Here is a 14,811-nt window from a genome sequence, read left to right on the forward strand (position 1 = left end):
GGCGACGACCTGGGCACGCTCGGCCTTGCTGGTGTCCGGCGGCAGTCGCAGCTCGCCGCCCCGCCGCCACCGCCGAATTTCCCGCCGCATCCGCAGGTGTCCCCGCACACCGAGATGTCGCGCAGCGCCGCCAAGCCGCCCGAAGTGGCGAACCTGGCGACCAAGATGTTCCAGGCGCTGAGGCCTTCCCGAACCGGGTCGCTGCAGAAGCCTTCCGGCGCGCTGACGATCGGACGTGCCACTGACAACGACGTCGTCATCCAGGACGTCCTCGCGTCCCGGCATCACGCGTTCTTGACCCAGACGCCGCTGGGCACCGAGATCCGCGACGCCCACAGCGTCAACGGGACCTTCGTCAACGGCGTGCGGGTGGGGTCCGCGGTGCTGACCGAGGGCGACGTGGTCACGATCGGCAACGTCGACCTGGTGTTCACCCGCGGCGAGCTGCTCCGCCGCACCGAGGCCGCGACCCGCACCGGCGGCCTGGAGGTCAGCTCCGTCTGCTACACCGTCGACCAGAACAAGCAACTGCTCGACCACATCTCGCTGACCGCCCGGCCCGGAACGCTGACGGCCATCATCGGCGGTTCGGGTGCCGGCAAGACCACGCTGTCGCGGGTGATCGTGGGCTACACCAGCCCCACGTCGGGCTCGGTGACCTTCGAGGGCCACGACATCCACGCCGAGTACGCGACCATGCGCAGCAGGATCGGGATGGTCCCGCAGGACGACGTCGTGCATCGCCAGCTGACCGTGAACCAGGCGCTGAACTACGCCGCCGAGCTGCGACTGCCGCCGGACACCAGCAAGGCCGAGCGTGCCCAGGTCGTCGCCCAGGTCCTCGAGGAACTGGACATGACCAAGCACGCCGAGACCCGGGTGGACAAGCTGTCCGGCGGCCAGCGCAAGCGGGCCTCGGTGGCCCTCGAACTGCTCACCCAGCCGTCACTGCTGCTGCTCGACGAGCCGACGTCCGGCCTGGACCCGGCGCTGGACCGTCAGGTCATGCTGATGCTGCGCCAGCTCGCCGACGCCGGTCGCACGGTGCTGGTGGTGACCCACTCGGTGTCATACCTGGAAGTGTGCGACCAGATCCTGCTGATCGCGCCCGGCGGCAAGACCGCCTTCTGCGGCCCACCCGACCAGGTCGAGGCGGCCATGGGCACCCGCAACTGGGCCGACATCTTCGCCAAGGTGGGCGCCGACCCCGACGAGGCCAACCGCCGGTTCAAGGAGCGCAACCAGCAGTCTTCCCGGCCACCCTCCCCGCAAAGCCCGGCCGACCTGGGCGAGCCGCCGAAGACCGACCTGTGGCGTCAGCTGTCGACGATCGCCCGCCGCCGGCATACATCGGTTGCGGCGACGGGGCGGGGCGCGGCCCGGGCGCGCCGGGGTGCGGTCGCCGCGCCGCCCGGCCCCCCCCCCGTTCCGGGGGGCCGTCCGCCCAACTGGGCGTCGCCGCCGCGGCGACCGGAGGGGGCCCGGCCGGGGCGGCGGACCACGCCGTCCCACCCGGATGCGCCGCGACCGGTATGCCCATCGATTCGGTTTGCGGTGGGCGCCCGGCCATTCCCTGGTGGCGCCCGACCTCGAACGTCAGCTGCGGCCCGTCCGGATTCCCGATGTTGAGGCACTGGCCGTCGTGAATCTCGACCACCGGCACCCGCCGCCCGTTGACGAAAGTGCCGTTGAGGGAACCATTGTCGATCGCCAGCCAGCGGCCCTGGTCGAAGCGCAGCAACAGATGCGCGCGCGAGATCAGGGGGTGCGTGATGCGCATGTCGGCGCGCAGATCGCGCCCCACCACCACGTCGTGACCGGCGGCAAACGTGCGTTCTGACCCGTCAAAACGAACCGTCAACGCGGGTGGGGCTGGTGCACTCATCGGACCAACTGTATCTCGTGAAGCCAAGGCAACCCTGAGGCCCGAATGTGCGTTGTGGGACGCCCGATCGTCCGCTCGCTAGGCCCGATCGCCCGCCAACACGTCCGGGGCGCCCGTGACGACGCAGCGCGTCCGGGTGTAGATCGTGGCCATGCACTTGTTGCAGTGGGTGCATGCCGAATGCACGCTGTGCGCGGCGCCGTCGGCCGCGATCCGGTTGATCAGGTCCGGCTCGGCCAGCAGCGCCCGGCCCATCGCGACGAAGTCGAAGCCCTCGGCCATCGCGAGGTCCATCGTGTCCCGGTTCGTGATGCCGCCGAGCAGGATCAGGGGCATCGTCAGCTCGGCGCGGAACAGCTTGGCGTGGCGCAACAAATAGGCCTCGCGGTAGGGGTACTCGCGCAGGAACTTCTTGCCCGTCATGCGCATGCCCCAACTCAGCGGCGGCTTGAACGCGGCGGCGAACTCCTTGAGCGGCGCGTCGCCGTGGAACAGGTACATCGGGTTGACCAGCGAGCTGCCCGCGGTGAGCTCGATCGCGTCCAGGCCGCCGTCGTCCTGCAGCCACTTGGCGGTGGTCAGCGATTCCTCGGTGCTGATGCCCCCGCGCACGCCGTCGGTCATGTTGAGCTTCGCGGTGACCGCGATCGGCGTCCCTTGCTTTTCCACCGCGTGGCGGACGGCCATGACGATGCCGCGGGCCACTTTCGCCCGGTTCTCCAGTGACCCGCCGAACTCGTCGTCGCGGCGGTTGATCAGCGGGGACAGGAAAGAGCTCGCCAAGTAGTTGTGGCCCAAATGGATTTCCACCGCGTCGAAGCCGGCTTCGATGGCCAGGCGGACGGCGTTGGCGTGTGCCTCGATGACGTCGTTGATGTCGTCGCGGGTCGCCTTCTTGGCGAACCGCATCCCGATCGGGTTGAAGAACCGCACCGGCGCCAGCGCCCTGGCCTTGTTGGTTTTTGCGTTGGCGACCGGGCCGGCGTGGCCGATCTGCGCGCAGACCGCCGCGCCCTCGGCGTGGATCGCGTCGGTGAGCCGGCGGAACCCGGGCACCGCCTCCGGGCGCATCCATATCCCGTTGCCCTCGGTGCGGCCGCCGGGGGAGACGGCGCAATAGGCGACGGTCGTCATGCCGACACCGCCCGAGGCCGGCAGCCGGTGGTATTCGATGAGGTCGTCGGTCACCAGGGTGTCGGGCGTGCGGGCCTCGAAAGTGGCCGACTTGATGGTGCGATTGCGCAGCGTGATCGGGCCGAGCTTGGCCGGGCTGAACACGTCCGGAGGGGTAGACATATCGGGAGCCTAATGGCGATCGCAAGCGCGGCGAAGCCGGGCGTGGCGGGTCGCCATGATCGGGCACCGTGGCGATCGCAAGCGCGGCGTAGCCGGGCGTGGCGGGTCGCCATGATCGGGCACCGTGGCGATCGCAAGCGCGGCGTAGCCGGGCGTGGCGGGTCGCGATCATCGATATCTGCCAGACTGTCAGGCGTGGGCGCAATCACACTGGACGGCAAGGCCACCCGTGACGAGATCTTCCTCGACCTCAAACAACGCGTGGCCGCCCTGACCGCGTCGGGTCGCACCCCCGGGCTGGGCACCATCCTGGTCGGCGACGATCCCGGGTCGCAGGCCTACGTCCGGGGCAAGCACGCGGACTGCGCGAAGGTCGGCATCACCTCGATCCGCCGCGACCTGCCCGCCGACATCGGCACCGCGACGCTGGAAGACACGATCGACGAGCTGAACGCCAACCCGGACTGCACCGGTTACATCGTGCAGCTGCCGCTGCCCAGGCACCTGGACGAGAACGCCGCGCTCGAACGCGTCGACCCGAACAAGGACGCCGACGGGCTGCACCCGACGAACCTGGGCCGCCTGGTGCTCAGCGTTCCCGCGCCGCTGCCGTGCACCGCGCGCGGGATCGTGCACCTGCTGCGGCGCTACGACGTCGAGATCGCGGGGGCGCACGTGGTCATCATCGGCCGCGGAGTCACGGTCGGCCGCCCGCTGGGGCTGCTGTTGACCCGCCGTTCCGAGAACGCCACCGTGACGTTGTGCCACACCGGAACTCGTGATCTGCCGGCCTACACCAGGCAGGCGGACATCGTCGTGGCCGCGGTCGGCGTGCCGCACATGCTGACCGCCGACATGGTGCGTCCCGGTGCCGCGGTCGTCGACGTGGGTGTCAGCCGGACCGAGAACGGGTTGGTCGGTGACGTGCATCCCGACGTGTGGGAGGTGGCCGGCCACGTGTCGCCGAATCCCGGTGGGGTCGGCCCCTTGACGCGCGCGTTCCTGCTGAGCAACGTCGTCGAGCTGGCCGAGCGGGAATGAGCGCGCGGTCCGTCGTCAGGGCCCAGTGGCCAATCCTGTTGGTCGGGTTGACGTTCGCCACGGCGCTCGCGTTGGTGGGGGCGAACTTCTGGCGGCGCGGTTCGCTGCTGATCGGTATCGGTGTCGGCCTGGCGGCGGTGTTGCGGCTGGTGTTGTCCGACGAGCGGTCCGGCCTTCTGGTGGTGCGCAGCAAGGGAATCGATTTCATCACCACCGCGGCGGTCGCGACGGCGATGGTCTACATCGCGTGGACCATCGACCCTCTGGGTACCGGTTAGATACCGGGCGCCGCGGGGATCCGCCCCGCCATGGCGGGTATCTGGCCCGCCATCCCGGGGATCTGGCCCGCCATGCCCGGCATCTGCCCTGCCATTCCCGGCAGTTGCGGCACCGCGCCGGACAGATTGCCGCTGGCCAGGTTTGCCATCTGCTCGGGGCAGTAGGTCTGTATCGCGATCGTGGTGAACATGCGCGCCATCATGGGCGACATGCCCCGCCCCGAGACGCTGGAGGCGGCCGCGGCGAAGTTGCCGCCCGGCTGGGCGAGCATCGGGCAGATGGACTGGCCCACCGACATCGCGTTTCCGGGTTCGCCGAAGTCGATGCCGGCGTGGTTGAGCGCGTCGATGAAGTTGTCGTCGGGGTTGTCCGCCCGCACCGGCGCCGCGAGCGCCGACGCCGCGGTGATCAGGCCGGCGGCCACGGCCAGCAGGCGAACGGTCAGGGGCTGATTCCGAAACGCCCAGATCCAGTTATGCGTTCGTGTCAGCGCCTTCATGCGGCCTCCCCCTCGATCGTGGAGTGCGCGCGGGGCACTCGAATCACGTTAGGAACTCTGATCTATCACTGTCACGTTTGCGACACGGTGGGATAAAGGTTCGCACAATAAGCGTTTTGCGGGTTCGCCGCGTCGCGATCCTCGATTATCGGGGCGCGCGCGACGCGGCGTCGCGCTGGCGATCGAAGCCACACTGTGATCTGACACGAGCGCTCATGCCGGGCTTTTGCGCCGGAAATGTTCGAGAATCTCCGCACATGACGACGAATCGCAGCCGTCCGCTGAGCCCCTCCGTGCAGGGGGGCATCTCGCGCCAGGCATTCCTTCGCGGCGCCGTCGGGATGTTGGCCACGGGCGCGGTTTTGGGCACCGCGCGGGCGGCCGCCGACCCCGCCGTCGGCTGGGGTGGGCTGGCGTCCGCCATCGGCGGAAGGGTTGTGCTTCCCGCCAACAGCGCTCAATTCTCCACCAGCAAAAAGGTTTTCAACTCGTTCTACGACAGCTCCAGTCCCGCAGCGGTGGTGACGGTTTCCTCCCAGGCCGACGTGCAGAAGGCGGTCGCTTTCGCGACGGCCAACAACCTCAAGATCGCCCCGCGCGGGGGTGGGCATTCCTACGTCGGTGCGTCCAGCGCGAACGGCACACTGGTGCTGGACCTGCGCGGTCTCCCGGGCGGTGCCAACTTCGACGGCAACAACGTCACCGTGAGCCCGGCGACCACCCTGTATGCGATCCATCAGGCGTTGACCGGCGCCGGCCGGGCGATACCCAGCGGCACCTGTCCGACCGTCGGCGTCGCGGGACTGGCGCTGGGCGGCGGGATAGGCCCCGACAGCCGCCGCGCCGGCCTGACCTGTGACGCGCTGCAGTCGGCGACCGTGGTCTTGCCCAGCGGCGACGTGGTGACCGCGTCCGCCAACGACAATCCGGACCTGTTCTGGGCGCTTCGCGGCGGTGGCGGCGGCAACTTCGGGGTGACGACGTCGATGACGTTCTCCACCTTCGCTACGGCCGACACCGACGTGGTGCGGCTCGACTTCCCGCCGGCGTCGTCCACGCAGGTGCTCGTCGGCTGGCAGTCCTGGCTCAGCGCGGCCGACCGGAACACTTGGGGCATCGTCGATCTCATGGTCGGCTCGGCGCCGAACTGCCACGTGCTGGCGACCTGCCCGGCGGGGGCGGGGTCGGGGGTGGCCGATGCGATCAAGTCCGCGGTCGGGGTGGCACCGACGTCGGTCTCGAACAAGACGATGAGCCGGACCGACTTGATGATGTTTCTGGCCGGCGGTAGTTCGACGCCGCCGGCGCGATCGTTCGTCGCCGGGTCGGACGTCATCGGCCCGGTCGATTCCACTGCGGCGCACGCCATCGCCACCGCGATAGGGCAGTGGCCCTCGGGCGCCGGGCAAGCATCGGTCCTCGTCGATCCGCTCGGTGGCGCCGTCGCGGACGTGGCGGCGGGCGACACCGCGTTCCCCTGGCGCAACCAGGCCGCCGTCTTGCAGTGGTACGTCGAGCCGGCCGGCAACCAGGTCAACGCCGCGAACACCTGGCTGACCTCCGCACACCAAGCGGTGCAACAGATTTCGGTCGGCGGATACGTCAACTATCTGGAGGCCAACGGCGCGCCCGCGCGGTACTTCGGCCCCAATCTGTCGCGGCTGACGACCGTGCGGCAGAAGTACGACCCGAATCGGATCATGTTCTCCGGGTTGAACTTCTGAAGCACTAGCGACCGAGCAGACGATTCCTCTGCTCGGTGTACTCCTCGTCGGAGATCAGCCCCTCGTCGCGCAGCCTGGCGAACTCGCGTATTTCGGCGGCGATCCCCGTCACCACGGTGCGCGGCTCGGCCTGCGGAGTTCCGTCTTCACCCGGGGCTGCAGCGTCCTCGGTGTTTGGCTGCCTGGCAACGGGAGTCGCGCCCAGCGGCGCGCGAGCGCGGGTGCCGACCGCGTCGCGGATGGCACGTCCGGCCGTGCCCGCCAGGGCCATCTCACCGAACGTGCTCTCGAAGCCCGGTGCCGCCGCCGGGACGGCGGCACCGGCGGGCGCGGCCGGCAACGCCAGCGCGATCGGGCGCACCGCAGGGGTGCCCGCCGCCCAGGTGGGCGGCACCGAAAGCCCACCGATCGAATCGGATTCGCCGAGCCCGGCCGACACCCTCGACACGATGCTCGGCGTCGTCATCGGAGCTGGCGGCGTCTCGGTCCGCACCACCGATAGGGGTGCGCCATTGGCATCCCAGTCGCTGACGATGTCATCGGTGTGCAAACCGGTCTGCGCGCCGATCAGGTCGATAGGCAGGGAAACGACACCCAGCGGGGACATGGGGGCGTCCACCCCGTACGCGATCGCGTCGGCGCCCACGTTGATCAGGTCCAGCGGCGTGTTCAATCCGAGCGCGGACGCTGCGGCGCCCGCCGCTCCGGACCCCGCGCTGCCCGCCCCGGTGGCGGTCGACACCGCGCTCTGGGCGGACCCGGCGGGCAGCGCGGCGGCTTGGCTCACCTGGGCCGCCTGCAGGGCCGATCCGCCGGGGCTGGTGTTCTGGTGCGGCGGGGTGAACGATGCCAGCTGCGTGGCCGCCGCCGCGGAACCCACATAGCCGTACATCGCGGCCGCGTCCTGGGCCCACATCTCGCCGTACTCGGCTTCGGTGGCGGCGATCGCGGGGGTGTTCTGCCCCAACAGGTTTGTGGCGACCAGCATGGCCAGCCGGCTACGGTTGGCGGCCACCGCCGGCGGCGGCACCGTCGACGCAAACGCCGCCTCATAGGCCGCGGCGGCAGCCCTGGCCTGGCCGGCGGTCTGTTCGGCTTGCGCCGCCGTAGCGCTCAACCAGGCCACATACGACGTCGCGGCAGCCGTCATCGCCACCGACGAAGCGCCGAGCCACGGGCCGGAGGTGAGCCCGCTGACCACCGATTCGTAGGAGCCCGCGGCCGAATGCAGCTCGGCGGCCAGCGAATCCCACGCCTCGGCGGCGGCCAGCATCGGGCCCGCTCCCGGACCGGCGTACATCAGGCCCGAGTTGACCTCCGGCGGTAGCGTCGCGAAATCCATTACCGCCGTCCCTATTCACCCGAGCACAGAACGCTCGGGCCGGCGGCGGGTCTGCGAACGATGGACGACAAGAGCCTCCCCCTCAATGACGTGCTGGCAAGGCGCGGCCGGGGCTGCGCCGGAGTGTTGCCGAGGGACATCCGGTCCCGGTCGGTCAACGAAAGTTGCTGCGGTGGTCAATGACTGGCTATACCGCGTGCTCCTCTGATCGGTTCCAGGTGCCGGACGTTGTCTTCATCCGGCTCCGTTCCTGCTTCCTCGCAACCACAGTCACGTTCGGTGCCCGGGCCGTCGGCGACCGGCCGCGGGGAGGGCTGCCCCTTGCGCAGCGTGGCGATGAGTTCCCGGTACGGACCGACGAGGTAGACGGTGTCCCCGGCGCTGAGCCGGGAGTCGCGGCGCGGGTGCAGCCGAACCGGGGCATCCTCCCGAGTCACCGCGATGACCCGGGTCTGCGTCGACACCTCGAACATCTGCAACCCGTCGAGTTCGCTGCCCGCCTGCACATACATCCCGCCGATCAAAAACGATCGGTTGCCGACCGAGAACGTACCCAGCACCTGCAGGCCCATAGCCGCGCCGATGAACCATGGTGCGGCCAGTTCGACTGTGGAGCGGACGTTTTCGAAGCCGAAACGCTGGGCTACCGCGGATCCCAGGTCATGGTCGTATACGCGGAGGACGAGCGGCACCTTGCCCCACCGATTGCCGGCGAATGCCGGTTGGGGGCCAAGCATCTCGCGGACCACGATGCCCGTTTCGATGTTGACCATGTCGTCGCGCGTCAGCACCGCGACCGCGCGGGCGGTGTCGACCCGGGCCGCTTCCAGTGTCGGGCGTAACGTCGCGTCCCCGAAGATGACCGGTACGTCGAGATCGGCCGCCGTCGAAAGGAACTGATTGTTCGGGTCGCGCTCGATCACCGCCACGTCGTAGCCGGCTTCGGTGAGATCGGCGACCACCCGGACCCCGAGGGCGCTCAACCCGACGACGATGATGTGGTTGCGCAGGTGGCGTGCCCGGGGGCGTGCGGACAGCGTGAGGAATCGCCGGGACAGCAGCACATCGGCGATGAAGGCGACCAGCAGGGCGGTGGTGGTCACGCCCGCCAACATCAACACCGCCGCGTAGAGCCGCAGCCACGTCGGCTGTTTGGCGAAGCTGAAGTCGCCGTACCCCGTCGTGGTGATCGTCTCGTTGGTGAAGTAGAACGCGTCGGTCCAGGACATCCCAGGGTGGGTGTAGGAGAAGTGCAGCAGGGTCGTCGAACCGATGACCAAGAGGACCAGGGCGACGATCAAGGGGTAGAACGCGGGGTTGACCTCGGCGGGCAAGGCCCGTACCGCATAGAGGACGCGGCGCAATCGCGACTGGCGCGACCGCATCCGGTCGTGGCGCGGAAGCTTGACCCCGCAGGCGGCGACCTCCTCGGTGGTGCCGATCATCGCCGTCCAGTCGCCGGCGCTGACCTGCAGATCCCGCCCCGGACACACCACGACCTCGCCCGCGTTGGCGGCGCTGTCGTTGTGCACCATCGCCACCGGCGCCAGGTCGCCGTAGATCTCTCTCAGCGACGCATCGAACGGCGCCTCGGCGCCGAAGCACACGAACTCGATCCCCGCCACCTCGAAGGGATGGGTGGTGCGCGCGAGACAGGCCTCGACGACCGCGGCGCCGGCGAGATCGGCGACGCCGAGGATCGAGTTGGGCCCTTCGTCGGCGGCGACCGCTTCACGGAGGACGTCATTGGCCACCCGGGCCACGACTCGAATCTTCGGGTTGGCCTTCCGCGCGAGCAGGGCGATCTCCAGGTTCGTCGCGTCGTCGTCTCCCGCGCACACGACGGCCGACGCTGCGGTGACCCCAGCCCGGGCGAGCTCGGTCTTGACTCGGGTGCCCGCGAGGTCGGAGTCGAGGAGCCGGGCCACGCGCGCTCCGGCTCTTTTCAGCTCATCGACGATGGTCGACGCCAGCGCGTCATCACCGCTGACGATGATGCATTGGTTCATGACGTTCCATTCCTCCGCGAACCACAGTTACCCCTCCGCTTAACCGATCTCGATGATCTGCTACTCCACGCATCCGGTGACGCAGATGTGGGAAACCCTGTGGCGCAAGAACCTTTGCCCCGCCCCGGGTATCGCGCGCCACTCCAAGGAAATGGAGATCGAACTCGATGCTAACAGACAGATTCCGGATACGACGAGCAAGAACGGCCCCGCCTGCACTGAAAGGGCGAACTCGACGATCGGTAGCTCGTGTCCGAATCAACTGGAGCACAACAAAATCCAATTTATACAAGTCGGACTTGTGTCAATGTGCTATAAAGGTGAGAGACAAAGGGCTTCAGAACCGTTGCTGTACAACGCCGTTGAAATACCTGTGGATTCGCTGGCGAGATAGCGGATCGCCCCGATGGGCCGCTGTGAGGCAAAGCACGGTATTCCACAACGGGTTTCGACAAGGGGCTCACGGGTGCTCAATCCCGCGGATTTCGCTCCATTTATTACCAATTGAGGTCTCCGTGTTAAATCCGGGTCACTCTACTGAGAGTGTCCTGGCAATTCTTCTGACAATTCGCTGTGGTTATCCCCACTGGCCAAAGAAGACGTGGCGACAAAAGCGGTTGCGGCATATACGCTTTCGGCGGCTGCACGGCTCGGGGGGCGTCATCTGCACGTCAGCCTCACGTAGGGGGAAAGGGATACATTCTGTGGCAACATCTTTGGCTGAGCGGCGGACCGCCCATCACAGACCGTGGTCGTCGTTCTCCGATGTCTTCAAACGCGGCCTACTCGGCAAGCCTTTGATCAACTCTCAGCTCGAGCACGAGAAGTTGTCGAACCCCGTCGCGCTCGGTGTCTTGTCGCCCGACGCGATCTCCTCCACCGCCTACGGCTCCGAGCAGATCATGATCGAGCTGTTGCCGGCGGCCGGGATGGCCGCGTTCGCCCTGTTGCTTCCGATCACCGGGGTCATTCTCTTGATCCTGGTGTTGGTCGCGGCGTCGTATCGCCAGGTCGTCATGGTCTATACGCGCTCCGGTGGATCGTACGTGGTCGCCCGCGAGAACTTCGGGCCACGAGTGGCGCAGGTGGCCGCCGCGGCGCTGTTGATCGACTACGTGGTCACGGTCGCGGTGCAGTGCGCGGCGGGGACGGTGGCGGTGGCGTCGGCGATACCAGTGCTGGGGCCCTACAGCCTGGAGATCACCGTCGGCATGGTGCTGTTGATGTGCTTTGCGAACCTGCGCGGACTGCGGGAAGCCGGAGCGCCGTTCGCGGTGCCCACTTACGCCTTCGTGGCGATGGTCTCGCTGACCATCATCGTCGGGGTCATCCGTGAGCTGTGCGGCAACCTGCCGACGTACGATCCCCAGCACATCGCCGGAGCGGTGCCCGTCCACCACGGCAGCGGACTGGTGATGGGGGCGACGCTGCTGGTGGTGTTGCGCGCGTTCGCCAACGGTGGTTCGTCGCTGACCGGGGTGGAAGCCATCTCCAACACCGTCACCACCTTTCGCAAGCCAGAAGGTGTCAACGCCCGCCGGGTGATGACGATCATGGCCTGCATCCTCGCGTTCCTGCTTGCGGGAGTGGCCTGGCTGACGCACGTGACGCACGCCGTCCCGTACACCGACGGATACCCCTCGATGTTGTCGGAGATCGCCCGGGCGGTCTTCGGCCACGGCCCGGCCGGAAACGTCCTGTACATCCTGGTGCAGGCGTCGACCGCGGCGATCCTCTACACCGGCGGCAACACCAGCTTCAACGGCTTCCCCGCCTTGGCCAGTTTCGTTGCGGGAGACCGCTTTCTGCCGCGTCCGTTGATGAAGCGCGGCCATCGCCTGGTCTTCTCGAATGGCATCATCGCCCTGACCGCGCTGTCGATCGCGCTGCTCGTCATCACCGGCGGCTCGGTCGATGCGTTGGTGCCGTTCTACGCCATCGGCGTGTTCACCGGATTCTCGATGGCCGGGTACGGCATGACCAAACACTATCTGCGCCAGCGCGGCCCGGGCTGGCGGCGCAAGGCGGTGGTCAACATGTCCGCGGGGATCCTGTCGACGGTCGTGGTGGGGATCTTCGCGGTGGCCAAGTTCACCGAGGGCGCCTGGCTGATCGTGGTCGTCTTCCCGTTGCTCGTGCTGGCGTTGATGCGACTCAACCGGCAGTACCGTGCGGAGGCTTCCGTGCTGGAGATGTCCCGCACCGAGAGGCCGATCCTGTCCAGATACGCCCGGCACCGGGTCTTCGTCTTCGTGGATGCCGTCGACCTCGCGGAGGTCGAAGCGCTGCGATACGGAAACGGCCTGCACGCCGACGAGCTGACCGTGGTGCATTTCGTGATCGACTCCGACCATGCCGCTCGGCTGCAAAAGCGCTGGGAGGTCTTCGAACACGACACCCCGCTCCGGCTGGTCGACTGTCCCGATCGCCACCTGGGCCGAGCCGCCCATGAGCTCGTCCTGCGGGTGCTCAACGAGCATCCGGATACCAAGGCGACCGTGCTGCTGCCGCGCCGGACCTACTCGCCGCTCGTCGGCCGGCTGCTGCACGATCGCACCGCGGACAAGATCGCCCGCGCGGTCAGCCGGATTCCGGGCGCGGCCGCGCAGATCGTGCCTTATGACATCGAGTCCCGCATCGCCGAGGTCACCCGCGCGGGATGAGGCAATCCGGTCTCGAGAAAGGGATGTTGTGACGCAAACGAGTGGCGAAATACCGCTCTCCTTCACCGACAAGTGCAAGCGGCTTTTCCTCGGGCAGCCGTTGACCACCGACCAGCTGGACGGCGAGAGGCTGCCGAATCACATTGCCCTCGGGGCGCTCTCGCCGGACGCAATCTCATCGACGGCGTACGGCACCGAGCAGATCATGATCGAGCTGCTCCCGGCGGCCGGCATGGCGGCGTACGCGTTGGTGCTCCCGATCACCGGCGTCATCCTGGTGATCCTGGCCCTGGTGTGCGCCTCATACCGGGAGGTCGTGATGGCCTACACGCGGGCCGGTGGGTCCTACACTGTCGCGCGGGAGAACTTCGGTCCGCGGGTGGCACAGGTTGCTGCCGCGGCGCTGCTGATCGACTACGTGGTGACCGTGGCGGTGCAACCGGCGGCGGCGACGGTGGCGGTGGTGTCGGCGATTCCCCAGCTGCGGCCGTATCACCTGGAGATCACGTTGGCGGCGGTGGTGCTGATCTGTCTGGCCAACCTGCGCGGGTTACGACGGTCGGGGCGCACGTTCGCGATGACGACGTATGCGTTCGTCGCCATGATCACGTTGACGATAGTGACCGGCTTCGTTCGCGAAATGTTCTGGGGCTTACCGAAATACGATCCGCAGCACATCGCGGGCGCGGTGCCGGTGCATCAGGGCGGCGGCCTGGTGATGGGTGCAACGATCCTGATCGTGTTGCGCGCGTTCGCCAACGGTGGCACCTCACTGACCGGGGTGGAGGCGGTGTCGAACACCGTCAACGTCTTCCGAAAGCCACAGGGCCCCAACGCGCGTCGTGTGCTGACGTGGATGGCCTGCATCCTCGGGTTCTTGCTCGCGGGCGTGGGCTGGCTGACCCACGTCACCCACGCCGTGGCCTATCTCGACGAATACCCGTCGATGCTGTCGGAGATAGCCCGGGCGGTCTTCGGCCACGGCGTGATCGGCAACATCCTCTACTTCGGTGTGCAGGCGTCGACGGCGGCGATCCTGTTCACGGGTTGCAACACCAGCTTCAATGGCTTTCCCGCGTTGGCGAGTTTCGTTGCCGAGGACCGTTTTCTGCCCCGCCCGCTGACGAAACGCGGGCATCGCCTGGTGTTCTCCAACGGTATCTTCGTGCTGACCGCGCTGGCCATGGTGTTGCTCGTCATCACCGAGGCGAAGGTGAGTGCGCTGGTGCCATTCTTCGCGATCGGTGTCTTCACCGCCTTCGCGATGGCCGGCTACGGCATGGCCAAGCATCATCTGACCCGCCGCGAGCCGGGCTGGCGTGCCAAGCTGGCGGTCAACCTGGCGGCGGGGATCCTGTCGACGGTCGTGGTGGGGATCTTCGTGGTGGCCAAGTTCACCGAGGGTGCCTGGCTGATCGTCGTCATCTTCCCGTTGCTGGTGCTGGCCTTGATGCGGCTCAACCGGAAATACCGTGACGAGGCCTCCGTGCTGGAGATGACGCGCGCCGAGGATCTCGACCTGGCGCGGCATCCGCGCCTGCAGGTGCTGGTGTTCGTGGACACCATCGATCTGGCCGAGATCGAGGCGGTGCGGCTCGGGCATGGGCTGCACGCCGACGAGCTGACCGCGGTGCACTTCGTGATCGACGTCGATCACGCGGTGCGGCTTCGCGAGCGGTGGGATCGCTTCGAGCACGACACGCCACTGTGGTTGATCAACTGCCCCGATCGGCATTTGAGCCGGGCCGCCCACGAATTGGTGCTGCGGGTCCTCAAGGACCATCCGGACACCAGGGTGACGGTGCTGTTGCCGCGCCGGACCTATTCACCCCTGTTGGGTCGGCTGCTGCACGACCGCACCGCGGACAAGATGGCCCGGACCGTCAGCCGCGTCCGGGGGGCGACCGCGATCATCGTCCCCTACGACATCGAGTCGCGCATCGCGCGGATGGCCCCCCACGGCCTCGAGGCTCCCGCCGCGGAAGTGGTCGGCCCCGTCGGGGCGCCGGTCTCGACCCTGGTGGGCGACTGAGCGGGTCCTTTGGCCCACGGGACGGGCCCGAAGGCCCTACC

At 68.0% G+C, this 14,811-nt stretch carries 8 protein-coding genes and 3 pseudogenes; 6 read left to right on the plus strand and 5 right to left on the minus strand.

The genetic code is table 11. The annotated features are described in order from the left end of the window. Positions 1 to 1,344, plus strand: a pseudogene (locus A5713_RS02850) (ATP-binding cassette domain-containing protein); the annotation flags it as partial. On the opposite strand, the gene A5713_RS29580 reads toward A5713_RS02850, so the two are convergent. Together A5713_RS29580 and A5713_RS02860 are read right to left on the minus strand one after the other, a co-directional pair. Next, positions 1,229 to 1,885, minus strand: coding sequence for an FHA domain-containing protein (locus A5713_RS29580; protein ID WP_197516279.1), 657 nt, complete (start codon positions 1,883 to 1,885; stop codon positions 1,229 to 1,231). The pseudogene A5713_RS02850 and the gene A5713_RS29580 sit on opposite strands and share 116 nt — an antisense overlap. Positions 1,886 to 1,963: 78 nt before the next feature. Further along, a complete protein-coding gene (locus A5713_RS02860; RefSeq protein ID WP_068092292.1) occupies positions 1,964 to 3,181 on the minus strand; it encodes an NADH:flavin oxidoreductase in 1,218 nt (405 codons plus the stop codon). A gap of 195 nt (positions 3,182 to 3,376) precedes the next feature. On the opposite strand from A5713_RS02860, the gene A5713_RS02865 reads away from it, so the two are divergent. Further along, positions 3,377 to 4,222 carry a bifunctional methylenetetrahydrofolate dehydrogenase/methenyltetrahydrofolate cyclohydrolase gene (locus tag A5713_RS02865; RefSeq protein WP_068092295.1) on the plus strand — a complete coding sequence of 282 codons (846 nt, stop codon included), beginning with the start codon at positions 3,377 to 3,379 and terminating at the stop codon, positions 4,220 to 4,222. Next, positions 4,219 to 4,500 (plus strand): DUF3017 domain-containing protein, encoded by a 282-nt coding sequence (locus tag A5713_RS02870; protein ID WP_067918191.1) that lies wholly within the window; start codon positions 4,219 to 4,221, stop codon positions 4,498 to 4,500. The genes A5713_RS02865 and A5713_RS02870 overlap by 4 nt, the downstream gene beginning before the upstream one ends. On the opposite strand, the gene A5713_RS02875 is transcribed toward A5713_RS02870, so the two are convergent. Next, a complete protein-coding gene (locus A5713_RS02875) occupies positions 4,497 to 5,000 on the minus strand; it encodes a DUF732 domain-containing protein (protein WP_068092297.1) in 504 nt (167 codons plus the stop codon). The two genes, A5713_RS02870 and A5713_RS02875, sit on opposite strands and share 4 nt — an antisense overlap. A gap of 293 nt (positions 5,001 to 5,293) precedes the next feature. Between A5713_RS02875 and A5713_RS02880 the strand changes: the two genes are divergently transcribed. Beyond that, entirely contained in the window at positions 5,294 to 6,724 is a 1,431-nt protein-coding gene (locus tag A5713_RS02880; protein ID WP_231980222.1) for an FAD-binding oxidoreductase, read from the plus strand. Positions 6,725 to 6,728: 4 nt separating this feature from the next. Here the strand turns inward: A5713_RS02880 and A5713_RS02885 are convergent, their stop codons facing one another. Beyond that, positions 6,729 to 8,066 carry a PPE domain-containing protein gene (locus tag A5713_RS02885; protein ID WP_068092303.1) on the minus strand — a complete coding sequence of 446 codons (1,338 nt, stop codon included), beginning with the start codon at positions 8,064 to 8,066 and terminating at the stop codon, positions 6,729 to 6,731. Positions 8,067 to 8,242: 176 nt separating this feature from the next. Further along, the gene (locus A5713_RS02890) at positions 8,243 to 10,075 is read right to left on the minus strand and encodes an NAD-binding protein (RefSeq protein ID WP_082972738.1); all 1,833 of its coding nucleotides are present in this window, start codon (positions 10,073 to 10,075) and stop codon (positions 8,243 to 8,245) included. Positions 10,076 to 10,791: 716 nt separating this feature from the next. Here A5713_RS02890 and A5713_RS02895 point away from each other — a divergent pair. Together A5713_RS02895 and A5713_RS02900 are read left to right on the plus strand one after the other, a co-directional pair. Further along, positions 10,792 to 12,720 (plus strand): annotated as a pseudogene (locus A5713_RS02895) (APC family permease); the annotation flags it as partial. Positions 12,721 to 12,766: 46 nt separating this feature from the next. After that, positions 12,767 to 14,752 (plus strand): annotated as a pseudogene (locus tag A5713_RS02900) (APC family permease); the annotation flags it as partial. Positions 14,753 to 14,811 lie beyond the last annotated feature (59 nt).

It is taken from the genome of Mycobacterium sp. E2497 (genome assembly GCF_001668695.1).
In the GTDB taxonomy this organism is placed as follows: Bacteria; Actinomycetota; Actinomycetes; order Mycobacteriales; family Mycobacteriaceae; genus Mycobacterium.